Genomic DNA, 22043 nt, shown 5'->3' with positions numbered 1-22043 from the left:
CATGGTCGACGCATCCTACAAGCCCTACGGGCTGGAGCCGATTGAAACCGCCTCCCGCGACGAGATCGCGGCCTTGCAGACGCAGCGCCTCGCCTGGTCGCTGAAGCATGCCTATGACAATGTCGAGGCCTACCGGAAAAAATTCGACGCCGCCGGCGTAAGTCCGTCCGACTTCAGGCGGCTCGAAGACCTCGCGAAATTCCCGTTCACCGCCAAGGCGGACCTGCGCGAGAATTATCCGTTCGGCATGTTCGCAGTCCCGCAGGACAGGATCGTCCGCATCCACGCCTCCTCCGGCACCACCGGAAAGCCCACGGTCGTCGGATACACCCAGGCCGATATCGACAATTGGGCGAACCTGATGGCGCGCTCGATCCGAGCTTCGGGCGGACGGCCCGGAATGAAGGTTCATGTGGCCTATGGCTATGGGCTGTTCACCGGCGGACTCGGCGCACATTACGGCGCCGAACGCCTCGGATGCACGGTGATCCCCATCTCCGGCGGCATGACCGAACGGCAGGTCCAACTGATCGGCGATTTCAAGCCGGACATCATCATGGTGACGCCGAGCTACATGCTCGCGATCCTCGACGAATTCCGCGCCAAGGGCATCGATCCGCGCGAGTCGTCGCTCTCGATCGGGATATTCGGCGCCGAGCCCTGGACCAACCAGATGCGCGCGGAAATCGAGGACGCCTTCGCGATGGACGCGGTCGACATTTTCGGGCTGTCCGAGGTGATGGGACCGGGAGTCGCCAACGAATGCGTCGAGACCAAGGACGGTCTGCACATCTGGGAAGACCATTTCTATCCGGAAATCATCGATCCGGAGAGCGGCAGGCCGCTGCCTGACGGCGACAAGGGCGAACTCGTCTTCACGACGCTGACCAAGGAAGGGCTGCCTGTCATTCGCTATCGCACTCGGGACCTGACCCGCCTGCTGCCGGGCACCGCCCGCACGCACCGCCGGATGGAGAAGGTCACCGGACGCTCCGACGACATGATGATCATCCGTGGCGTCAATGTGTTTCCGACCCAGATCGAGGAATTGCTGCTGCGCTGCCCGGGGCTGTCGCCGCACTACCTGATCGAACTGACCCGCGAGGACCGGCTCGATGTTGCAACCCTGTTCGTCGAGGCGAGGCCGGAGGTGCATGGCACCGCGGAACGCGATGCGGAAGGCGCCTCGCTCGCGGCGCATATCCGCAACAATGTCGGCATCGGCGTGAAGGTGCTGGTCGGAGACCCGGGCGCGGTCGAGCGTTCCGTCGGCAAGGCGCGCCGCGTGATCGACAAGAGGCCGAAGGACTGATGGCCCGCCCCCGTTCCGCCGACCACGACATCAAGCGCCGCGCGATCCTCGACCGCTCCGCGGCGTTGTTCGCGCTGAACGGCTATGACCGTACTTCCATGGCGGAGTTGGCGGCGGCCTGCGGCGTGTCGAAGGCGCTGCTCTATCATTACTATGTCGGCAAGGAGACGCTGCTGTTCGACATCCTCAGCGTCCATCTTCAGGAACTGCTCGATGCGACGCAGGCGATCGACCGGACTCTGGCACCGCGCCCGCGGCTGCGTGCGCTTGTCGGCGCGCTGCTCGACGCCTATCGCGATGCCGATCAACAGCACAAGATCCAGATCAACGAAATGTCGAAGCTTCCACCCGACCGGCAGAAGGTGCTGATCGGCATGGAGCGCGATCTGGTCGCGACCTTCGCCGAAGCGATCGGAGACGTGCTGCCGGCGATCGGCCGGAACAAGAGTTTGCTCAAGCCCGTGACCATGTCGCTGTTCGGCATGCTGAACTGGCACTACATGTGGTTTCGCGAACAGGGCGCGATGAGCCGCGACGACTACGCCGATCTCGCCACCACCGTTCTCGTCGAGGGCGCGCAAGCGCTTTCGGCACCGCGATCCACGAGTGCACAGCGCCGCGCATAACCGGCCCCCGCCCGACACTGGCCGCCGCCTCAATTTTACCGTTGTCGCAATCCATCGCTGGCGACGCTTAATCCAACAGAGGACCTCCCCATGTCCAAGACGGCACTTCTGGCTGCGTTCATGATCGCCGCTTTCGCCCCGTCCGCAATCGCCCAGACCGCAACCCAGCCTGACAAGGCGGCAATCCGCGCCAAGAAGGACGCCTGCCAGGCCGAGGCGAAGTCCAAGAATCTTGTCGAAAAGACCCAGCGCAAGGCCTTCATCGCCGACTGCATGAAAAAGTAGGCCGGCGCGCGAAGGAGCTTCCTGCTCCGGCGCGAAAGACCGCCTCGGCAACCGGATCGGCGGCAGCCGCCAGACAGACTGCCGCTCTTCCGCCCCGCAATTGCAGACATCATCCTCCAGCGAAGGCCGCAACGAGGAAAATTGAGCAGCGGAGGTCTCAGTCCGCTTCACACCTCGTCGTAATCGACGACGATTTCCGGGGTCAGCGGCCGCGCCTGGCAGGTGAGCACATAGCCCGCCTCTTTTTCCCACGGCTCCAGCGAATAGTTCAGCGCCATCTCGACCTTGCCTGAGACGAGCTTCGCGCGGCAGGTGCAGCACATGCCGCCGCGGCAGGAATACGGCATTTCGAGACCCAGGCGTTCGCCGGCATCGATCACCGTCTCGCCCTCCAGCATCGGGATGTTGTAAGCCGAACCATGCAACGTGACATGCGCATGCGCGACCGGCTGCTCGGCGGCACCGGCTGCTGAAGCAACCCGGCGCGGCGCGACCGGAATGCCGTCGGTCGAGAAGTATTCGATATGGATATTGCCGTCGGGCGTCCCCAGGCGCCTCAGCGCCGCATTGGCGTCCTCGATCATGGCGCCGGGTCCGCACAGGAACGCATGGTCGATCTTGCTGGCCGGCACGAAAGATTTCAGCAGCATCTCGATCTTGTCCGCATCGATACGGCCGTTGAACAATTCGATCTCCTGCTGCTCGCGCGACAACACATGATGCACGGTAAGCCGCCCGAGAAAGCGGTCCTTCAGATCCTCCAGCGCCTCCTTGAAGATGATATCCTTCGCCGTGCGGTTGCCATAGATCAGCATGAAGCGGCTGTTCGGCTCGCGCGTGAGCACGCTGCGCAGGAGCGACAGGATCGGTGTGATGCCGGAGCCGGCCGCGACCGCAAGATAATTCCGCGTGGCTCCCGGATCGGGCATGACGCCGAAGCGGCCCTGCGGCGTCATCACCTCGATCATGTCGCCCGGCCGGATCGCCTCGTTGCAGAGCGTCGAGAACACGCCGCCATCGACCTTCTTCACGGCGACACGCAATTCACGATCGTCGAGTCCGGTGCAGATCGAGTACGAACGGCGGATGTCCTCGCCGTCGCATCTGCGCCGGAGGGTCAGATGCTGGCCGGGATGAAAGCGGTATTCATCGGCAAGGTCCGGCGGTACTGTGAATGCGATCGACACCGCATCCGGCGTTTCGCGCCGGACATCGGCGACTTTCAGCGTGTGAAACGCGACAGCCATCGCAGCCTCATATGCACTTGAAATAATCGAAAGGTTCGGCGCAGGCCCTGCAACGCCAGAGCGCCTTGCAAGATGTCGAGCCGAATTCGGCGATGCGCTCGGTATCCGTTGAGCCACAGCGCGGGCATGCGACCTCCTCCTCGCCGAACAAGGCGCGGCGAGAAGCCTTTCCGGCGGGCGGCGCAATCCCGTATTCCTTCAATTTGGCCTTGCCGGAATCGGTCATCCAGTCGGTGGTCCAGGCTGGCGAAAGCACGGTCTTGATACGCGGCATCAGAAATCCGGCTTCCTCCAGCGCCAGTTCCAGATTGAGCGCGATCAGGTTCATCGCCGGACACCCCGAATAGGTCGGCGTGATCGTCGCCTCGATAAAGCCGTCCACGACCCGGATGTCGCGCAGCACGCCGAGATCGGCGATGGTCAGAACCGGAATCTCCGGATCGACCACGGCTTCGGCTGCCTTCCAGGCGCGGGCGAGTTGCTCGCCGGCATCGACCGCGAGGTTTGCTGCGGTCACCACTTCGCTCCAGGATAGGTGCGCTGCAGAAATTGCAGCTCTGTCAGTATAAAGCCGAGATGCTCGCTGTGACGGCCGCTGCGGCCGCCGCTCTGCATGTAGCCGTCGCGCGGGCGCGTGAGCGCTGCTTCATCAAGAACATGATCAAGCGTGCTCGACCAGCGCGCGCGCACGCTCGCCGGATCGACGGCGATGCCTTTCTCGATCAGTGCGCGTTCGATCTGATCGGTCTCGAACAATTCACCGGTGAAAGGCCAGAGTTCCTCCAGCGCGTGCTGCGCGCGCCGATGGCTTTCGTCGGTGCCGTCGCCCAGCCGTATCGTCCATTCGCCGGTATGCCGGACATGATAGGCCATCTCCTTCACGGCCTTGGCGGCGATGGCGGCGAGCGCTTCGTCTTTCGATCGCGACAGCGCCTCGAAATACGGATGCACAAAGGCCGAATAAAGCAGATGCCGGATGATCGTTTGGGCAAAATCGCCGTTCGGCTGCTCGACCAGCAGCACGTTGCGCCACGCGGGCGCATCGCGAAGGTAGGCGAGCGCGTCCTCGTCCCGCCCCGGGCCCCCTTTGGATTTGCCCTCGACCTCGCCGGCATAGGTATAGAACGCGCGCGCCTGACCGATCAGGTCGAGCGCGAGATTGCCGAGTGCGAGGTCTTCCTCCAGCACCGGCGCCTGACCGACCCATTCCGATACGCGATGCCCGAGAATCAGCGCGTTGTCGGCAAGCCGAAGCGTGTAGTCGAAGAGCGGGGTTTCGGTCTGCATTTTCGGCTTCGCTTTTCTGCTCCCCTCCCCCCGCGAGCGCAGCGAGTGGTGGCGAGGGTTGAAGTCACATATGCCCGACTTCATCCGGCACTTCGTAGAAGGTCGGATGCCGGTAGATTTTCGAAGCGGTCGGCTCGAACAGCGCATCCTTGTCGGCCGGGTCGGATGCCGTGATTGCGGAGGACGGCACCACCCAGATCGACAGCCCCTCGCCGCGGCGGGTGTAGACATCGCGTGCATTCTGCAATGCCATCTCGGGATCGACCGCATGCACCGACCCGACATGGCGATGCGCGAGCCCGGTGCGGCTGCGGATGAAGACTTCCCAGAGCGGGATATTTTGTTCGGTCATTGCTTCCACCTGTTTCCCTGTCATGCCCCGAAGGCGAGACATCCAGCGCGGCTGTGAAAACTGGGTCGCCCACCTGAGCCTGTCATCGGGCCGCGCTTCGCGCGGACCCGTTGGCGGGCGACGACAGATCGGCGTTACTCCGCCGCCACCTTCATCGCGGCCTCACGACGCGCCTTGCGCTTTTGCGCATAGGCCATCCCAGCCTCGCGCACCCAAGCACCATTGTCGGTCGCATCCTGGCGCTGCTTCATCCGCTGGCGATTGCAGGGGCCATCGCCCTGGATCACCCGCTTGAACTCGGCCCAGTCGATCTCGCCATAATCCCAGTGCTTCGTCGCTTCGTTGAACTTGAGATCCTTGTCCGGGAAGGTCAGCCCGAGATAATGGCCCTGCGGCACCGTTGCATCGACGAATTTCTGGCGCAGTTCATCGTTGGTGAAACGCTTGATCTTCCAGCGCATCGACTTGTCGGTATGCTGCGAATCCTTGTCGGACGGGCCGAACATCATCAGCACCGGCCACCACCAGCGATCCAGCGCCTCCTGCGCCATCGCCTTCTGCTCGGGCGTGCCGTCGCGGCAGAGCGTGACCATGATCTCGTAGCCCTGGCGCTGGTGGAAGCTCTCTTCCTTGCAGATTCGGATCATCGCACGCGCATAGGGACCATAGGAACAGCGGCACAGCGGAATCTGGTTCATGATGGCTGCGCCGTCGACCAGCCAGCCGATGATGCCAATATCCGCCCAGGAGAGCGTCGGATAATTGAAGATCGAGGAATATTTCTGCTTGCCATTGAGAAGCTGTGCGACCAGTTCCTCGCGCGACACACCGAGCGTCTCGGCGGCGGCATAGAGATAGGCGCCGTGGCCGCCCTCGTCCTGCACCTTGGCGAGCAGCGCGGCCTTGCGCTTCAGCGACGGCGCACGGGTGATCCAGTTGCCCTCGGGATGCATGCCGACGATCTCCGAATGGGCATGTTGCGCAATCTGCCGCACCAGCGTCTTGCGATAGCCGTCCGGCATCCAGTCGTTGGGCTCGATCTTTTCTTCGGCGTCGACCCGCGCCTGAAAAAGCGCCTCGCGGATCGGGTCCTCGGCAGCATGCGCTTCACGGGTATTGAGCGATTGCGTGTACATGAGCGTCTCTCCGCTTCGCCTGTTGCCGGGTTACCCCCGATCCTTGAACTTGAGAAGCCTTATAATATTACGAAATAATTATCAGTCAAGTTTTTCTGTAATATTTGCTTCGTGTGGCCCAACCATCCTGTTTTATTTGGAAAATCGGGTGCGGAAGGAGGCAACAGGCGCGGGCAAGGGTCCGTCTTCGTTCTGCGCGTTGCGGTCCAGAAAGCGCTCCGACGGATTGACAACCAGCGAGTAGATGCGTCCGGCAAGCGCACGCGCAGCCTCGCCCGGCCAATCCGACGGCAGCAGGTCCGCCGGCAGCCCCGGATCGCGCAGGACCGCACGCCGAAACGCGTGAATCAGAAGGGTACGCGCAACCAGCGCCTCAGCGTCCGCAGGTGGTCTGCTCACCATCGCGTCTGCCAACGGCGAGAAAACGGTGACGAAATCCCGATAGGCCTGCGACACCTCATCCGGGCGGAATGCCATCGCCGCAAGTTTCCGTCGGTCCTCCGGGCGTGGGGTCATGACGAAGAGGCCATCACGTCCCGTGAGATCGGATGCCGGCACACCGAAGCCGACATGAATGACGGGGGACGCGGCGGCATAACCGGCAGCCTTCAGCGCCGCACGCAACGATGACGGAGTGCCGGCACCGGGCCCGGTCACGATAACCTGCATGTCGCCTCGCACCACCGGGACGCTGGAATAGATGCGCTGCGTCGCCTGCATGAACTCGGCTTCGCCGCTCCTGGTCAGCCGGTAATAGCTCGCGCGCCCGCGCTTGGTGCTCGCCAGCCAGCCGTCCGATGTCAGCCGCGATACCGCGGTGCGGACGTGGCCGGCATCGACCTGGAACAGGTCCATGATCTCGATCAGCGAGCCGATCCAGAGCGAACCGCCACGCGGCACGATCGCGTCACCATAAAGGGTGACAATCAGCGACCAGATGCGCGCGGGCTTTCGCGCATGGAATTTCTTGAGAAGAGAGGCGATGGGTTCTTTGGTCGTCATTCCGGCCGAGCGAAAGCGTGAGCCGGAATCCATAACCACATTTCTCGGCGGTTTGCACAAGTGTCGGGATTTGGGGCTCGCGAGCCATAGCGTGTCGAAGACGCGCGTGAACGCGCTTATGGCTTGCGCCCGGAATGCCCGGGCTAGTGCCCCAATCCGCCCTTCTCCTCGATGAAGCGGGCGATTTCGTCGACGCCCTTGCCCTCCCGCATATTGGTAAACACGAAGGGCCGTGCCTTCCGCATCTTCCCGGCGTCGCGGTCCATTACCTCGAGCGAAGCGCCGACATAGGGTGCGAGGTCGGTCTTGTTGATCACCAGAAGATCGGAGCGCGTAATGCCGGGCCCGCCCTTCGAGGGAATCTTGTCGCCGGCAGCTACGTCGATGACGTAGATCGTGATATCGGCCAGTTCGGGCGAGAAGGTGGCGGCGAGGTTGTCACCGCCTGACTCGATCAGCACCAGATCGAGGTCAGGGAAGCGCTTGCGCATGTCGGCGACGGCAGCGAGATTGATCGAGGCATCCTCGCGGATCGCGGTATGGGGACAGCCGCCGGTCTCGACGCCGGCGATGCGTTCGGGCGCGAGCGCTCCGGACCGCACCAGATATTCGGCGTCCCATTTGGTGTAGATGTCGTTGGTGATCGCCGCGATCTGGTATCTGTCGCGTAGCCGCTTGCACAACAGATCCATCAGCGCGGTCTTGCCGGAGCCGACCGGACCGCCGATACCGACACGCAATGGGCCGTGGGGATTCTTCATGCTGCTCTTCTCACGTTCGGGGCTTCGCGGTTGGTTTCCACCGCCAGCGAAAATGCGATTCGCGAAAGCTCGTAACCTTCTTGCGAGCGGATTTGCCTGTCACGCGCACCGGTCTTCCGCGCGCATCCTGATAGACTCGGCGCGCGTCGATCGTGATCGTCCGATTGCCGATCTCGCATTCATAGGGCGCCGCGCGATATCCGACGAGATTGGGCCAGTCATGCCAGAAACGAAAGCCGATGCAGCCGGTCTCGTCTTCCTTCAGGTTGTTCTTCTTGAGCTCGCTTCGTATTTCGTCCACCAGCTTGGGCACGTCGTTTACCCGCTCCAGCAAGTCTACCATGCCCAAGCTTCCAGAGGATTGTGCAGATGCGGGCGCGCCGGCCAGCAGGGTGACCGTGAAACATACGATAGCAAGAGTGCCGTTCGTCATGACCGGAACAGCCTCGTGTATTGGGTTTCGTGCCGCATCGATGCGAGGTCGGCGCGAAACGCCGCGCCGCCGATATCGTCGAGCGACGTTTTCACTGCCCGCGACGCGGTCGCCGCAATGACCTGCTCCAGAACCGCCAGCACACGCTGGCCATCGGTCTGGCCGAGCGGTATCAACCGCACGCCGGCGGAAATCCAGTTGGCAGCAACGGCATGAAGGAAGGCCGGCAGCGCCATCTCGACGGGGATGCCGTGCCCGGCACATACGGTGCCGACCGCAACCGGATAGGCAATCGCCCCGTCCCAGACGGTTCCCAGCATGTCGATCGCGTCGCACGGCCAGGCGCCGTGCACGGCGTCGATGAACGCACGGCCCTGGGCCGTGGTTTCGAGGTGCCGCTCCTTCGAAGGCGAGAAAGCGGCGGCAAGTTCTGCCACGTCGCGCAAAGCCTCGCCATCATTGCCAGACACCGCGCGGTGCGCGTGCACGAACAGGACCGCATCGCAATAGCCCGCGCCGTCGCTCATCATCAGCGAGAGCCAGTCGGCAAGTGTCGCGGCGTCATGGACGTCGCCCGCCTCCACCGCCCATTCGATGCCGCTCGAATAGGAGAACGCGCCGACCGGGAAGGACGGCGAGAGCCAAGCCATCAGGCGATAGAGCGCGGCGTGTTGCTTCCCCCCTCCCCCCGCGAGCGAAGCGAGTGATGGAGAGGGGTCGGTGGGTACATCAACATGCCCCCCAGCCCGACGCTCGCGACGTTCGCGTCGACCCTCCTCCCCGCTACGCGGCGGGAGGGAAAGGAGAGACCGCTTCGGTTCACCGCGCCCCTTCAACAGCGGCACGCTCTTTCGCCTACCGGTCATGATCGTGGCCGTGGTGGCGATGGTGACCGTGACCATGTCCATGATGATGATGGCCGTGCGCATGAGCGGCGCCATCATCGTGGCTGTGCGGCACCGTGGCCTGCGGGTCGAACGGGCCCTCGATCGCCGTCACTTCCGCGCCAAGCCCGCGCAGCATCTCCTCCAGCACATGGTCGCGGCGGATGCGAATCCGGTCGCCGACGATCTGAACATCGGTGTGCCGGTTGCCAAGATGCCAGGCCAGCCGAACGAACTCGCGCGGCGACGTTGCGGCGATTTCGGCCAGCGGCTCCGACAGGCCGCAGACCAGCACAACAGAGCCGTCGTCCAGCATCAGGCCGTCACCGTCGCGCAGCGTGACCGGCTTGTCCAGGTCGAGCAGCGCGCGCGTGCCCTTCTGCCCAATCAGCACGATGCGGCGCCGCTGCCGGTCGTCGGCGTCGAGCGTGACGCGGTCGATTGCAGTCGTGGCATCCCATTGACCTGCAGGAACGATGGTGGAGACACGGTTCATGTTGTCAGCCTAACGGATGTCGCGCCCCGAGGGGCAAGCATCCAGTACACGCTGGCACTTAACGGATTGCCCGTTCTCGCGGGCAATGACAGAAATGTCTTCAAAACAGGAAATACCGCTGCGCCATCGGCACTACATCGACCGGCTCGCAGGTCAGCAATTCGCCGTCGGCACGCACCTCGTAGGTCTCCGCATCGATGTCGAGTTTCGGCGTAGCTCCATTGTGGATCATGCTTTTCTTCGAGATGCCACCGCGGGTGTTCTTTACGGCAACCAGCTGCTTCTGAATGCCGAGCTTCTTTCCAAGGCCGGCCCGCACCGCCGCCTTCGACGAAAACACCACCGATGACGCTGTCAGCGCCCGCCCGAAGGCGCCGAACATCGGCCGGTAATGCACCGGCTGTGGTGTCGGAATCGAGGCATTCGGATCGCCCATCACCGAAGCCACGATGGTGCCACCCTTGATCACCATGTCGGGCTTCACACCGAAAAAGGCGGGCGACCACAGCACCAGATCGGCCATCTTGCCTTTCTCGATGGAGCCGATGATGTGCGACACACCGTGCGCAATCGCCGGGTTGATGGTGTATTTCGCGACATAGCGCCTGGCGCGGAGGTTGTCGTTATCGCCCTTCTCTTCCTTCATGCGCCCGCGCTGCTTTTTCATCTTGTCCGCGGTCTGCCAGGTGCGAATGATGACTTCACCGATCCGCCCCATCGCCTGGGAGTCAGACGACATCATCGAGAGAGCGCCAATATCATGCAGGATGTCTTCGGCGGCGATCGTCTCCTTGCGAATGCGGCTTTCGGCGAATGACAGATCCTCGGCGAGCGACGGGTCGAGATGGTGGCACACCATCAGCATGTCGAGATGCTCGTCGATGGTGTTCTGGGTGAAAGGGCGGGTCGGATTGGTGGACGACGGCAGCACATTCTTCAGTCCGGCCACTTTCATGATGTCGGGAGCATGGCCGCCGCCCGCGCCTTCGGTGTGGAAGGCGTGAATGGTGCGGCCCTTGAAGGCCTTGATGGTGTCTTCGACAAAGCCACTCTCGTTCAGCGTGTCGGAATGGATCATCACCTGGATGTCGTGATCGTCGGCGACGTTCAGGCAATTGTCGATCGCGGCGGGCGTCGTACCCCAATCCTCGTGCAGCTTGAGCGCGCAGGCGCCGCCCTTTACCATCTCCTCCAATGCTGCGGGCAGCGATGCATTGCCCTTGCCGGCAAAGCCGAGATTGATCGGGAACGCGTCCGCGGCCTGGATCATGCGAGCGATATGCCAGGGTCCAGGCGTGCAGGTGGTGGCGAGTGTTCCGTGCGCGGGTCCGGTGCCGCCGCCAAGGAGCGATGTCACGCCCGACATCAGCGCGTCGTCGACCTGCTGCGGACAGATGAAATGGATATGCGTATCGAAGCCGCCCGCAGTGAGGATCTTGCCCTCGCCCGCGATCACCTCGGTGCCGGGACCGACGATAATCGTCACGCCCGGCTGAATGTCCGGATTGCCTGCCTTGCCGATGGCATGGACCTTGCCGTCCTTCAGCGCGACATCGGCCTTCACGATACCCCAGTGATCGAGGATCAGCACGTTGGTGATCACGGTGTCTACCGCGCCCTGCCGGTTGGTCAGCTGCGACTGGCCCATGCCATCGCGGATCACCTTGCCGCCGCCGAATTTCACCTCTTCGCCGTAGACGGTGTAGTCCTTCTCCACCTCGATGATGATGTCGGTATCCGCAAGGCGCACCCGATCGCCGGTCGTCGGACCGAACATTTTGGCGTAGACGTTGCGCGAGATTTTCGTCGACATGGCGGCTCCAGTTGGCGGCTCCGGTTGGCGGGCTCCAGGCGAACCTAGTGGTGTGTCTGCAGCTGCCGCTGCGACGCAGGTCCGAGACCTGCGAAAATAGGGGCAAGGCAGGTGCGGGCGATCCGGTAGCCGTCGTCGCGGCGGCGGCGCACGGCAGCGCGCGAGAAATCGCGCAGCCCGAACTGGCCGTCCTCGGCATGCTGGTCGCCGGGGGCCTCAGCGGGATTGGACACCCCCTGTACGTCGATATCAACGATGCGGATGGATTTGCAGCGCCGAGCGCGATCGATGCGCAGTTGGAGATCGGCTCCGACCGCACCTGGAGGCACGAGCGCAGCCAATTGCTCAATCGTCTCGATCATGTCGTTGACGCGTTCGGCCGCCCTTCGATCCTGCCGCACATGGTTGCCGAAGCTTAGTTCATGCATGCGGTCTTCGACATCCGCCAGCGAGCGCGGCTTGCGGGCCCGAAGCGGATAGAGATTGAGGACCACGAGAATGCGCTCGACGCTATCGTCGCTGGAGAACGCATCGATGGCGTCGCCGAGCGGCGCATTGTCGACGAGGCCGCCGTCCCAGTACAATTGCTGCCCGATTTCGGTCCATGGGAATTGTGGCGGCAGGCTGCCGCTCGCCAGCACGTGCTTCGGCGTGATGTGACAGGGCTCGTCCGAGCCGAGCCTGCGATTGCAGAAGCGCTTCAGTTCGCCGCTCTCGACATTGACAGCGGTGATCACAAACGTGGTGTCGCTGCGGTTGATCGCCGCGAAATCGACATGGCGCTTCAGCGTGTTCAGCAGGGGACGCGTATTGTAATAGGCGGTCCAGGTTCCGAACCCGACGAGGTCGAAGCGCGGCAGATAGAAGCCGGGCAGCCCGAACAGCGACAGATCGCGTTGCGCCTGCTTGGGCCAGAATTCCGGTGCATGCAGGGTCAGGTCATCCCACAGGCCGTTGAGGCGCCGCTTGGCATCCTTGCGGTCGCGCGCGCCGACCACGCAGGCCGCGTTGATCGCCCCGATCGATACCCCGCTCACGGCCCGCAAGGTTGGGCAGCAGCCGGCGGCTTCCGCTTCATCCATCAATTCCAGCAGCGCAGCCATGCCACCGCATTCATAGGCGCCGAGCGCACCGCCGCCCTGCAGCACGACACCGATCTCGACACGTTTTTCGAGCGCGCCATGCATGCATTGCTCGTCAGAGCTTCCCCATGATGTCGCCGCGGAAGCCATAGACCATGCGCTTTCCCGCGAAGGCGACGAGATGCACCTCGCGGGTCTGGCCGGGTTCGAAGCGCACCGCGGTGCCGGCGGCGATGTCGAGCCGCATGCCCCGCGCCTTCTTGCGATCGAATTTCAGCGCGGGGTTGGTCTCGAAGAAATGGTAATGCGATCCGACCTGGATCGGCCGGTCGCCGGTATTCGAAACAGACAGAGTCACGGCCTTGCGGCCGGCATTCAATTCGATGTCACCGTCCTTGACGAGGATTTGACCTGGGCTCCAGTCGACCATCGCGCTATTCCTTCCTGATCCGGCGAAACGCAACGACGCCCGCTCCAACCAGCACCGCAGCAAGCACGAGCGCTAGCGCATCAGGCAGCATGCTGTTCTGATGCGGATGTTCGTGCGGCACAAGCGACGTATGCGCAACGGCGGTTCCCACGCTGAAAGCGGCCCAGGCTGCGAAAGCAAATGTCTTCATGGTGCGTCCTTCAGCGAATGGGTTCGTGCACGGTCACGAGCTTGGTGCCGTCCGGGAACGTGGCCTCGACCTGAATATCGTGAATCATCTCGGCAATGCCGTCCATGACCTGGTCGCGCTTGAGCACATGACCGCCGTCACGCATCAGTTCGGCGACGCTCTTGCCGTCTCGCGCGCCCTCCACGATGAAGTCGGTGATCAGCGCCACGGCCTCCGGATGATTAAGCTTCACGCCCCGCTCCAGTCTGCGGCGCGCCACGTTCGCCGCCATCGCGACCAGCAGCTTGTCCTTTTCGCGCGGTGTGAGCAGCATTGCTTAAACCCCAGTTCGTCCATCGCCGCGGCAGCGTGCCGCAAAGACAATTGAGTGGCAACGACATCGTGCGGCAAATGCACGGCATTCCGTCCCGCACAGGCGGACCACCGCGATCCCGCTGGCCAAGATGGGCGGCCTTCGCTGCGCTGCTGCCGGCCCCGTTGCAACGAACACCGATCTTGGCATCAAGTATAGAACCTCCCGATCCATTTTCAAAACAAGAGATTTTCCAGCCATCAAGGACGACTATATCCGATAAACATTCTGGCGCAGCATTGGCTGCAGACCCGCGTTGTTTGCCAAGCCAACGCACGGCGCATCGCTGAGCGATTCCCCAATCCGCCTGCGAGTGTGTCAAACTCCAATGACCGATTCCGATGCCCACACGAGGAGCATTGCATGAACTGGTGGAAAAATCATCGCGGCTCATCGACTCCTGTGTGGTTCGCCGATGTCTGCCTGCGTGGCATCGCGCAGGTCATGCTTCAGAACAATCCGCTCACCGGCGCACTGTTTCTGGCGGCGATCGCCTGGGCCTCCTTTGCGTCTGACGCCTATCGGCTGGCCATTGCCGCAATCCTGGCCGTCATTGTTGCAACCCTGACCGCGCAATGGCTCCGCGTTGATCCGGACGAACTTGAATCCGGTCTGTATGGCTACAACGCAACCCTTGTGGGTCTGACGCTTGCCACGTTCCTCGCGCCCGGAGCACTATTGTGGTTCTACGTGGTTTTCGGGGCCATCGTGTCGGTCATCGCGACGCTTGCCACCTTCAACGTGCTCAAACCCTGGGGACTGCCTGCGCTGACCTCTCCCTTTGTCCTGGTTGCCTGGCTGATGTTGCTCGCAACATACGGATTCGCCGGGCTCAGCGGAGAATCGCTTCCTTCCGGCGCGGTGGTCGGCGCCTATCAAGCATACCACAACGATCCACTCGATATTTTCGGATTCATCCAGGGTTTCTTCAAGAGCATTTCTCAGGTCTTTCTGAAAGCCGACGGCATTGCCGCCGTGCTCCTGGTGGCGGGCCTCCTTGTCAGTTCACCGGCTGCAGCAGCGTTCGCGGTGGGCGGTGCGATACTCGCCGTCGCAACCGCGCATCTGCTGGGGGCTGAAAGCCAATTGATCACGGGCGGGCTTCTCGGTTTCAGCCCGGTTCTCACCGCGATCACGCTCGGAACCGTGTTTTACAAGCCCAGTCCACGCGTAGCGGCATACGCTGCGCTGGGAACGGCGTTCACGGTAGTGGCTCAGGCAGCCACGAACATGGCGCTGACACCGCTGGCCATTCCTGCCCTTACCGCACCCTTCGTCCTCGTATCATGGATGTTTCTGTTGCCTCGTCCGTGTCTTGAGACCACGAGACCGGCCAAGACACCGCACGAAGAAGGCGGTGCGTAGCGGCACACTGAACAAGCCGGATCATTCGTCGCGCGCGGCCGGCTGCGCGTTGCGCCTGGCCTCAATCGCAATGATGACCGCGGCCAGGACCGCCGCAACGATGCCCGCGGCAAAACCATTGTTGTACAGGTTCAGCCCCCCATGCACCGATCCCACGCTGCGCGCGGCGGACGAATGCAGGAAGCCGGCCACGATGCCCCAGTGCCATCCAAAGCGTCCGGCAATCGGCGCAAGGGTGGTCCCGAACAAGGCGGCCAGCAGGCCCGACGGATCTGACGCGCTCCACGGCTTGGCGAGCGAGCCCAAAAACACGCCGATCATGATTGGCACGATGTTTCTCGGATGCTTGCCATAGGCAGCGAAGCCAACAATGGTCAGGATTGCACCGATGACAGGTCCGTTCAGGTCGCCGCCGACAAGGAGAACGTAGCCGACACCGATCGCCCCGGTCAGGCTCATGTTGACAAGAACCGGCCCGAAACCAACCAGCGACACAAAATCGGTTGGCGCCTGCCCCGACATGCGCATGATCTGCAGCATGCGCGCAACGATGTCGCGGTCGAGCCAATAGCCCGCCGCCGCCATCGAGACGAACAGCGCGAGCAGAAAGCCCCCGAGCAGCGGGTTGTACCCCGACGTCCAGATCATGACGGGGTCAGGTACAAATCCGTATGACTTGTAGAGCGCAACGACCAGCACGCCGACGATGCCGGCTGTAAAACCCATATTGTACAGACTGAAGCCCATATGGGCCTTGAACAATTGAGCCGCGGCCGGCACCAGAACGAAGCCGATGACCGTTGCGGTCGTCACGGCGAGCGGAAGAGCGATCCCGAGCGGAAGCGTCGTGCTGAAAGCAATTTCCGAAAAGACCGGCGCGAGCGCGGTTCCAAAAAACGCAGTATTGATATGCGCGGCGAACGGCTCGCCTTTGAATTTGCAATACAGGAACACGCCGAAGACAATGAACCATATGTTGAGGATGTTCTTGCCGAACAGCCCAAAGCCGAGCACCAGGAACAAGCACGCAACCGCCGATCCCGACATCTTCGCGGCGGACCGGTAATACACAATGCAGGCCGCAAGGGTCAGGAGCCCGGCATTGACGCAGGCGGCGCCTTTCCCTCCGATGCCGAAATAATCGGTCAGCAGCGCATCGCGCGTCGCGACGATTTCGACAAGACCCCGCAGGACGGTTGCGGGGCCGTCGACAAGCAGCCCGAAGGCTACGAACGCGCATGCGTAGGCCGCGACGATCCCGAGGATCAGGTGATCGGACGCCTGACGCGGTTCGGGAGGTGAATCGGGTTCGGCCTTGTCCATGTGACCAGCGTAAGAGGCTCCGGTGATCAGCCAACGGGCTCAGGTCAAGTCAACCGGGACAGACGGGTTTCGCACGGTGTCAACCTCGCGTGAACCTCAGGCCGTCCACAACCGCGGCAGTGTGCCGCAAAGATGATTGAGAGCCGAAACCAGGTCGCGCCGCAAGTGTGCGGCGTCCGTCCCGCACAGGCGGATCACTGCGATGCCGTTCCAGACCGAAACGCCAGCCTCGGTGCTGCAGGGGGCAAGGCAGTCACGGGCGCGCCGCGCCAGCGTCTCGTCGGCGGGTGCGATGACGACGGTGGCGAGAGCCGTCGCCCCGCCGCCTGCCGCCGGGCGCGCCAGAAGCGCGGCGATGTCGCTGCCAAGACGCAGGGTGTCGGCAAAGACCAGCTTGCCGCTCCGCCGGACCCGCCAGCGATCGAGCAATTCGCCGTGGCGAACGGTCTCGTGCATCGCGGAGCGGCCGAATATGGTGGACTCCGCCATTACCAGAGTTCCGCCGTCGGCGATATCGACGTCGATCGAGCGGTGCAGCTTTGACCCGTCGAACAGAATGGTTTCCTGCGGCAGCCAGCGCAGGGTGGCACCCGTCGCGACCGATAACCGGACATCGATGCGGGACGCGCGATCGATCGCGCGGTAGACCTTTTCCGCGGCGGCGCTGAGCACCGCGAGCCGGGCGCCTTCTTCCGTCCCGATCGCGATCGAAAAATGGTCACCACCCGCGATCCCGCCCGCGGTGTTTATGATCACGGCCTCGGCTTCCGTGCCGCTCACCTCGGGGAGACGGATCCGGAGCGATCCCTCCTCGACCACGCGCTGCCGTCGTGTCCGGTCTGCGCGCGCGATGACCGACAGATCAATCCGGCCATGCGCCCGGTTGCGGGCGAAGATGCCTGCCGTATCCCCCATTCCGAGCTTCATGCCAGGTGTCTAGCATGGTTCGGAGCAAAGCGAAGTCCTAGAGCGCCAGCGCACGCCGCAACGCGGGTTCGTCCAGATCATCCTTGCCGGAAGCATAGACCACCGAGCCACGATCCATCGCGACGAAACGGTCGCCCAGTTCACGGGCGAAATCGTAATATTGCTCGACCAGCACGATGGCCATGTTGCCAAGCCCGCGCAGGTAGGAAATCGCACGGCCAATGTCCTTGATGATGGAGGGCTGAATGCCTTCGGTCGGCTCGTCGAGCAACAGGAGTTTCGGCCGCATCACCAGCGCACGCCCGATGGCCAATTGCTGCTGCTGGCCGCCGGAGAGGTCACCGCCACGCCGGCGCAGCATGTTGTTCAGCACCGGAAACAGCGAGAACACATCATCCGGGATATCGCGCTCGTCGCGCCTGAGCGGCGCAAAGCCGGTCTTGAGATTCTCCTCGACCGTCAGCAGGGGAAAAATCTCGCGGCCCTGCGGAACGATCGCGATGCCGGAGCGCGCGCGCTGATACGGCCTGAGTGCGTTGATCGACTGGCCCTCCCAGTCGATCGTCCCCTTGCTCACCGGCTGCTGCCCCACAATGGCGCGCAACAGGCTCGTCTTGCCGACGCCGTTTCGTCCCAGAACGCAAGTGACCTCGCCTTCCTTCGCAACGAGCGACACGCCACGCAGAGCCTGCGCCGCGCCGTAATGCAGATCGATGGATTTCACGTCGAGCATGGATGAGTTCCTGCCTCGTGTCCCGGGCGCGGTGCAGCATGAAGCGAAGCGGAATGGTGCACCGCTGAACCGGGACCCACTTCAATCGTATGTCCGCTGGGTCCCGGTTCTGCAGCGCACGCTTTCACGCTGCGCTGCGCCCAGGACACAAGCCCGCTTACTCTGCGCATTGTCACCGCCCCAAATAGACCTCGACCACGCGTTCGTTGGCCGAGACCTGGTCGATCGTGCCTTCCGCCAGCACCGAGCCTTCATGCAGACAGGTTACCTTGACGCCGAGTTCGCGCACGAAATGCATGTCGTGTTCGACCACAATCACGCTCTTCTCGCGATTGATTTCCTTCAGAAGCGCTGCGGTCTGCATGGTTTCCGCATCGGTCATGCCAGCGACCGGCTCGTCGACCAGCATGAGTTTCGGTTCCTGCGCCAGCAGCACGCCGATCTCAAGCCACTGTTTCTGACCGTGCGACAGCGAACCGGCCAGCCGCCAGCGGGCGGGCTTGAGGCGAATGACGTCAAGAATCTTTTCGATCCGGGCCGTGTCATGCGCGTTGGCGTGCCAGCGGATGCCGGCCCGCGCGCTCTTGTCCATGCTCAATGCGAGCAGCAGATTGTCCTCGATCGTGTGCATCTCGAATACGGTCGGCTTCTGGAACTTGCGGCCGATACCGCGCCGCGCGATCTCGGTTTCGTCCAGCCTGGTGAGATCGGCTTCGCCCTCGAACACGGCGTAGCCTTCGTCCGGACGTGTCTTCCCGGTGATTACGTCCATCATTGTGGTCTTGCCGGCACCGTTGGGACCGATGATGGCGCGCATTTCGCCCGGTTCGATCGCCAGCGACAGGTTGTTCAGCGCCTTGAAGCCGTCGAAGGAGACCGAAATCCCGTCGAGATAAAGCAGCGCCGTCGTGGTCCGCATATCCATCTGCGTTACTCCGCGGGCTTGGGCGCGGCATCCGCGACGGGCTCGCCGCCCCCAGCAGCGGCCCGTCGCGCCTGCCGTTCGCCCCACCAATACGAGATGGTTCCGACGATGCCCCGCGGCAGAAACAGCGTGACCACGACGAACAAGCCGCCAAGAAGAAACAGCCAGTAAGGCGCGAGCATGCCGGTGGTGAAGGTGGTTTTCGCGTAATTGACCAGTACCGCTCCGATCACCGCGCCGGTCAGCGTGCCGCGGCCGCCGACCGCGACCCACAGGACCGCCTCGATCGAGTTTGCGGGCGCGAACTCGCTCGGATTGATGATCCCGACCTGCGGCACGTAGAGCGCACCCGCAAGGCCGGCCATGCAGGCCGATACGGTCCAGACGAACAGCTTGTAGTTCTCGACCCGGTAGCCGAGGAATCGCGTCCGCGATTCAGCATCGCGAATTGCGATCAGCACCTTTCCGAATTTCGAGGTGACGAGCTTGCGGCAGATGATGAAGCAGATGCCAAGCGCGGCACAGGAAGCCGCGAACAACGCCGCCCGGGTAGACTGCGCCTGCACGTTGAAGCCGAGGATGTCCTTGAAGTCGGTCAGTCCGTTATTGCCGCCGAAGCCGAAATCGTTGCGGAAGAACGCGAGCATCAGCGCGAAAGTCAGCGCCTGCGTGATGATCGAGAGATAGACGCCGGTGACGCGCGAGCGGAACGCAAACCATCCGAACAGGAAAGCGAGCAGGCCGGGCGCGAGCAATACCATCAGCATGGCATAGGGAAAGGACTGGAAGCCGTACCAGAAGAACGGCAATTCCTTCCAGTTCAGGAACACCATGAAGTCCGGAAGGATCGGATTGGCGTAGACGCCGCGGTCCCCGATCTGCCGCATGAGGTACATGCCCATCGCATAGCCGCCGAGCGCGAAGAACGCACCGTGCCCGAGCGAGAGGATGCCGCAATAGCCCCAGACCAGATCGATCGACAGTGCGAGCAGAGCGTAGCAGACATATTTTCCGAACAGCGCGACCGCATAGGTCGGCACATGCAGCGGATGCGTCTCCGGCAGCAGCAGATTTGACAGCGGAACCAGGATTCCGACCGCCGCGAGAATGGTGAGAAATACGATCGCCTGCTTGTCCAGCGTACGCATGATGGGGCCGCCGGTCATCGGTGCACCTCGCAAACAGGTACATCCGCGAACGAGAAGCCGATCGCAATGCCCTCTCCCCCTGAGGGAGAGGGCGACACCGGCAGGTCAACGGTTTCGATTGGGTGAGGGGTAACAGTCTCACCGAGGCGCCGTGACCCCTCACCCGATTGAACCCGCGGCAGCGACGGAGTAGCCCTCTCCCTCAGGCGGAGAGGGCGCAACGACGTACGCCGTCCATGCGGCACTTGCATCATCATGCCTCCACCGCCCGGCCCTTCAATGCGAACAGGCCGCGCGGGCGCTTCTGGATGAACAGGATGATGAGGACGAGGATCGCGATCTTGGCGACCACTGCGCCGGCATAAGGTTCGAGGAACTTGTTGGCGATGCCGAGCGAGAAGGCACCCACCAGCGTGCCCCAGAGATTGCCGACGCCGCCAAACACCACGACCATGAACGAATCGATGATGTAGCTCTGACCGAGATTGGGCGAAACGTTGTCGATCTGCGAGAGCGCAACGCCGGCCAGTCCCGCGATACCGGAGCCAAGCCCGAAGGTCAGCATGTCGACATTCGAGGTCTTGATGCCCATGGACGCCGCCATCCGGCGGTTCTGCGTCACCGCCCGCATCTCGAGCCCGATGCGGGTGAAGCGCAGGATGCCCAGAAGCCCGAAAAACACAGCGAGCGTGAACACAATGATCCACATGCGATTGTAGGTAATGGTGAGATGGCCGAGCTCGAAGGCGCCGCTCATCCAGGACGGATTGCCGACCTCGCGGTTGGTCGGTCCGAAGATCGTGCGGGTCGCCTGCTGCAGAATCAGCGAGATGCCCCAGGTCGCCAGCAGCGTATCGAGCGGACGTCCGTACATCCACTGGATCACCGTGCGCTCGATCAGGATTCCGATCGCGCCGGCGAGAAGAAATGCCAGCGGGATCGCAATGGCGAGCGAATAATCGAACAAAGCCGGGTTATGGGCGCGGATCAGTTCCTGCACCACGAAGGTGACATAGGCGCCGATCATCACCATCTCGCCATGCGCCATGTTGATGACGCCCATCACGCCGAATGTGATGGCCAGCCCGATCGCCGCGAGCAGCAGGACCGAGCCCAGCGAAAGCCCGTACCAGGCGTTCTGCAGCACCTCCCAGAAAGCGAGCTGGTTCTGAATGCCCTTGATCGCATCCTGGGCCGCCGCCTTCACGGCAGGCGGAGCGCCGGCCGGCAGTGCAGCGAGGAGCGCAATCGAATCCTGGTCGCCACGGCTGCGGATCACGTCGACTGCAGCCATCTTGTCGGCCTCGGAGGCATCCTCCTTGTAGAGAATGATGGCGGCGCGCGCCTCTGTCATGGCGCGCTTGACATCCGAGCTGGTCTCCTTGGCGATCGCCGCGTCGATCGCCGGAAACGCATTGGCGTCGCGCGATTTGAACACCGCCTGCGCGGAGGCGAGCCGCTGCGCCGGGTCCGGTGCCATCAGTTGCAAGCTGCCGAGCGCCGCAGCGATCGCGCGCCGCAGGCGATTGTTGATGCGCACGGTCGCGAGATCGGCAGGTGGCGCATCGACTGCAGCGCCGGTTGCGGCGTCGAACACGCGGTCGCCCTGCCGGATAAAAATCTTCCTGCTTGCCGCGTCGAAGGCCAGTTGCCCGCTCTGCAACGCCTCGATGATCGCGGTCGCGCGCGGCGAGCCGGAGGCAGCGACGGCCACGATGCCTTCTTCCGTATCCCCGAACGAATCCGCGGCGAATTTCGCCAGCGCATCGTCGAGTGTCTGGCTGAAAGCCGGCGGCATTGCCAGGAGGAATGCAAGCGCCAGCAAACACGCGACCAGACGGCCGCAGAATGATGTCATCTTACGAACATCCCGGCATGGAGTTGCGATGTGAGGAGGAGGCGGCGCAACGCGCCGCCTCCGGCGTCGTCAGGAT

At 63.0% G+C, this 22043-nt stretch carries 25 protein-coding genes; 4 read left to right on the top strand and 21 right to left on the bottom strand.

The window, feature by feature from the left end; translation table 11 throughout:
- Position 1 precedes the first annotated feature (1 nt).
- From paaK to AB7F49_RS17650, 3 genes are all read left to right on the top strand, one after another.
- Positions 2-1312: a phenylacetate--CoA ligase PaaK gene (gene paaK, locus AB7F49_RS17660; RefSeq protein WP_428524649.1), complete on the top strand. Its 1311-nt coding sequence runs from the start codon at positions 2-4 to the stop codon at positions 1310-1312.
- Positions 1312-1938, top strand: a complete 627-nt coding sequence (locus AB7F49_RS17655; protein WP_428524647.1) for a TetR/AcrR family transcriptional regulator — start codon at positions 1312-1314, stop codon at positions 1936-1938. Before paaK ends, AB7F49_RS17655 begins: the two co-directional genes overlap by 1 nt.
- Before the next feature lie 90 nt (positions 1939-2028).
- Entirely contained in the window at positions 2029-2223 is a 195-nt protein-coding gene (locus AB7F49_RS17650; protein ID WP_428524645.1) for a hypothetical protein, read from the top strand.
- Between the two features lie 167 nt (positions 2224-2390).
- Here AB7F49_RS17650 and paaE read toward each other — a convergent pair whose 3' ends face one another.
- The 15 genes from paaE to AB7F49_RS17575 form a co-directional block, all read right to left on the bottom strand.
- Positions 2391-3470, bottom strand: coding sequence for a 1,2-phenylacetyl-CoA epoxidase subunit PaaE (gene paaE, locus AB7F49_RS17645; RefSeq protein ID WP_428524643.1), 1080 nt, complete (start codon positions 3468-3470; stop codon positions 2391-2393).
- Positions 3471-3477: 7 nt separating this feature from the next.
- Entirely contained in the window at positions 3478-3987 is a 510-nt protein-coding gene (paaD, locus tag AB7F49_RS17640) for a 1,2-phenylacetyl-CoA epoxidase subunit PaaD (RefSeq protein ID WP_428524642.1), read from the bottom strand.
- Positions 3984-4757: a 1,2-phenylacetyl-CoA epoxidase subunit PaaC gene (paaC, locus tag AB7F49_RS17635; RefSeq protein WP_428524640.1), complete on the bottom strand. Its 774-nt coding sequence runs from the start codon at positions 4755-4757 to the stop codon at positions 3984-3986. Before paaC ends, paaD begins: the two co-directional genes overlap by 4 nt.
- A gap of 64 nt (positions 4758-4821) precedes the next feature.
- Positions 4822-5109 (bottom strand): 1,2-phenylacetyl-CoA epoxidase subunit PaaB, encoded by a 288-nt coding sequence (gene paaB / locus AB7F49_RS17630; RefSeq protein WP_428524638.1) that lies wholly within the window; start codon positions 5107-5109, stop codon positions 4822-4824.
- Positions 5110-5243: 134 nt separating this feature from the next.
- The gene (gene paaA / locus AB7F49_RS17625) at positions 5244-6245 is read right to left on the bottom strand and encodes a 1,2-phenylacetyl-CoA epoxidase subunit PaaA (RefSeq protein ID WP_428524636.1); all 1002 of its coding nucleotides are present in this window, start codon (positions 6243-6245) and stop codon (positions 5244-5246) included.
- A 132-nt stretch (positions 6246-6377) separates the two neighbouring features.
- Positions 6378-7247 carry a PaaX family transcriptional regulator C-terminal domain-containing protein gene (locus tag AB7F49_RS17620; RefSeq protein ID WP_428524634.1) on the bottom strand — a complete coding sequence of 290 codons (870 nt, stop codon included), beginning with the start codon at positions 7245-7247 and terminating at the stop codon, positions 6378-6380.
- 143 nt (positions 7248-7390) lie between these two features.
- On the bottom strand, positions 7391-8008 hold the full coding sequence (ureG, locus tag AB7F49_RS17615) for an urease accessory protein UreG (RefSeq protein WP_428524632.1): 618 nt from the start codon (positions 8006-8008) through the stop codon (positions 7391-7393).
- Between the two features lie 10 nt (positions 8009-8018).
- Positions 8019-8351, bottom strand: a complete 333-nt coding sequence (locus AB7F49_RS17610; protein WP_428524630.1) for a hypothetical protein — start codon at positions 8349-8351, stop codon at positions 8019-8021.
- Between the two features lie 86 nt (positions 8352-8437).
- Positions 8438-9091, bottom strand: a complete 654-nt coding sequence (locus tag AB7F49_RS17605) for an urease accessory protein UreF (RefSeq protein WP_428524685.1) — start codon at positions 9089-9091, stop codon at positions 8438-8440.
- Positions 9092-9296: 205 nt separating this feature from the next.
- Complete coding sequence (locus AB7F49_RS17600; RefSeq protein WP_428524628.1) at positions 9297-9821, bottom strand: urease accessory protein UreE; 525 nt, start codon at positions 9819-9821, stop codon at positions 9297-9299.
- Between the two features lie 100 nt (positions 9822-9921).
- Positions 9922-11634 (bottom strand): urease subunit alpha, encoded by a 1713-nt coding sequence (ureC, locus tag AB7F49_RS17595; RefSeq protein ID WP_428524626.1) that lies wholly within the window; start codon positions 11632-11634, stop codon positions 9922-9924.
- 44 nt (positions 11635-11678) lie between these two features.
- Positions 11679-12821, bottom strand: a complete 1143-nt coding sequence (locus tag AB7F49_RS17590) for a patatin-like phospholipase family protein (protein ID WP_428524624.1) — start codon at positions 12819-12821, stop codon at positions 11679-11681.
- 10 nt (positions 12822-12831) lie between these two features.
- Positions 12832-13146: an urease subunit beta gene (locus AB7F49_RS17585; RefSeq protein ID WP_428524622.1), complete on the bottom strand. Its 315-nt coding sequence runs from the start codon at positions 13144-13146 to the stop codon at positions 12832-12834.
- Between the two features lie 4 nt (positions 13147-13150).
- Entirely contained in the window at positions 13151-13336 is a 186-nt protein-coding gene (locus AB7F49_RS17580) for a hypothetical protein (RefSeq protein WP_428524620.1), read from the bottom strand.
- Positions 13337-13346: 10 nt separating this feature from the next.
- On the bottom strand, positions 13347-13649 hold the full coding sequence (locus AB7F49_RS17575; RefSeq protein WP_428524618.1) for an urease subunit gamma: 303 nt from the start codon (positions 13647-13649) through the stop codon (positions 13347-13349).
- Between the two features lie 402 nt (positions 13650-14051).
- On the opposite strand from AB7F49_RS17575, the gene yut reads away from it, so the two are divergent.
- The gene (yut, locus tag AB7F49_RS17570) at positions 14052-15053 is read left to right on the top strand and encodes an urea transporter (RefSeq protein WP_428524616.1); all 1002 of its coding nucleotides are present in this window, start codon (positions 14052-14054) and stop codon (positions 15051-15053) included.
- Between the two features lie 21 nt (positions 15054-15074).
- Here yut and AB7F49_RS17565 read toward each other — a convergent pair whose 3' ends face one another.
- The 6 genes from AB7F49_RS17565 to urtB form a co-directional block, all read right to left on the bottom strand.
- The gene (locus AB7F49_RS17565) at positions 15075-16376 is read right to left on the bottom strand and encodes a DUF1576 domain-containing protein (RefSeq protein WP_428524614.1); all 1302 of its coding nucleotides are present in this window, start codon (positions 16374-16376) and stop codon (positions 15075-15077) included.
- Between the two features lie 96 nt (positions 16377-16472).
- Positions 16473-17291, bottom strand: coding sequence for an urease accessory protein UreD (locus tag AB7F49_RS17560; RefSeq protein WP_428524612.1), 819 nt, complete (start codon positions 17289-17291; stop codon positions 16473-16475).
- A gap of 49 nt (positions 17292-17340) precedes the next feature.
- Positions 17341-18036 (bottom strand): urea ABC transporter ATP-binding subunit UrtE, encoded by a 696-nt coding sequence (gene urtE, locus AB7F49_RS17555; RefSeq protein WP_428524610.1) that lies wholly within the window; start codon positions 18034-18036, stop codon positions 17341-17343.
- Between the two features lie 172 nt (positions 18037-18208).
- Positions 18209-18961, bottom strand: a complete 753-nt coding sequence (gene urtD / locus AB7F49_RS17550; protein WP_428524608.1) for an urea ABC transporter ATP-binding protein UrtD — start codon at positions 18959-18961, stop codon at positions 18209-18211.
- A 5-nt stretch (positions 18962-18966) separates the two neighbouring features.
- A complete protein-coding gene (urtC, locus tag AB7F49_RS17545; protein ID WP_428524606.1) occupies positions 18967-20127 on the bottom strand; it encodes an urea ABC transporter permease subunit UrtC in 1161 nt (386 codons plus the stop codon).
- A 235-nt stretch (positions 20128-20362) separates the two neighbouring features.
- Complete coding sequence (urtB, locus tag AB7F49_RS17540; protein ID WP_428524604.1) at positions 20363-21967, bottom strand: urea ABC transporter permease subunit UrtB; 1605 nt, start codon at positions 21965-21967, stop codon at positions 20363-20365.
- Positions 21968-22043: the final 76 nt, after the last annotated feature.

Source organism: Pseudorhodoplanes sp. (assembly GCF_050250235.1).
GTDB lineage: Bacteria > Pseudomonadota > Alphaproteobacteria > Rhizobiales > Xanthobacteraceae > Pseudorhodoplanes.
This window is presented reverse-complemented; position numbering and strand designations above follow the sequence as displayed.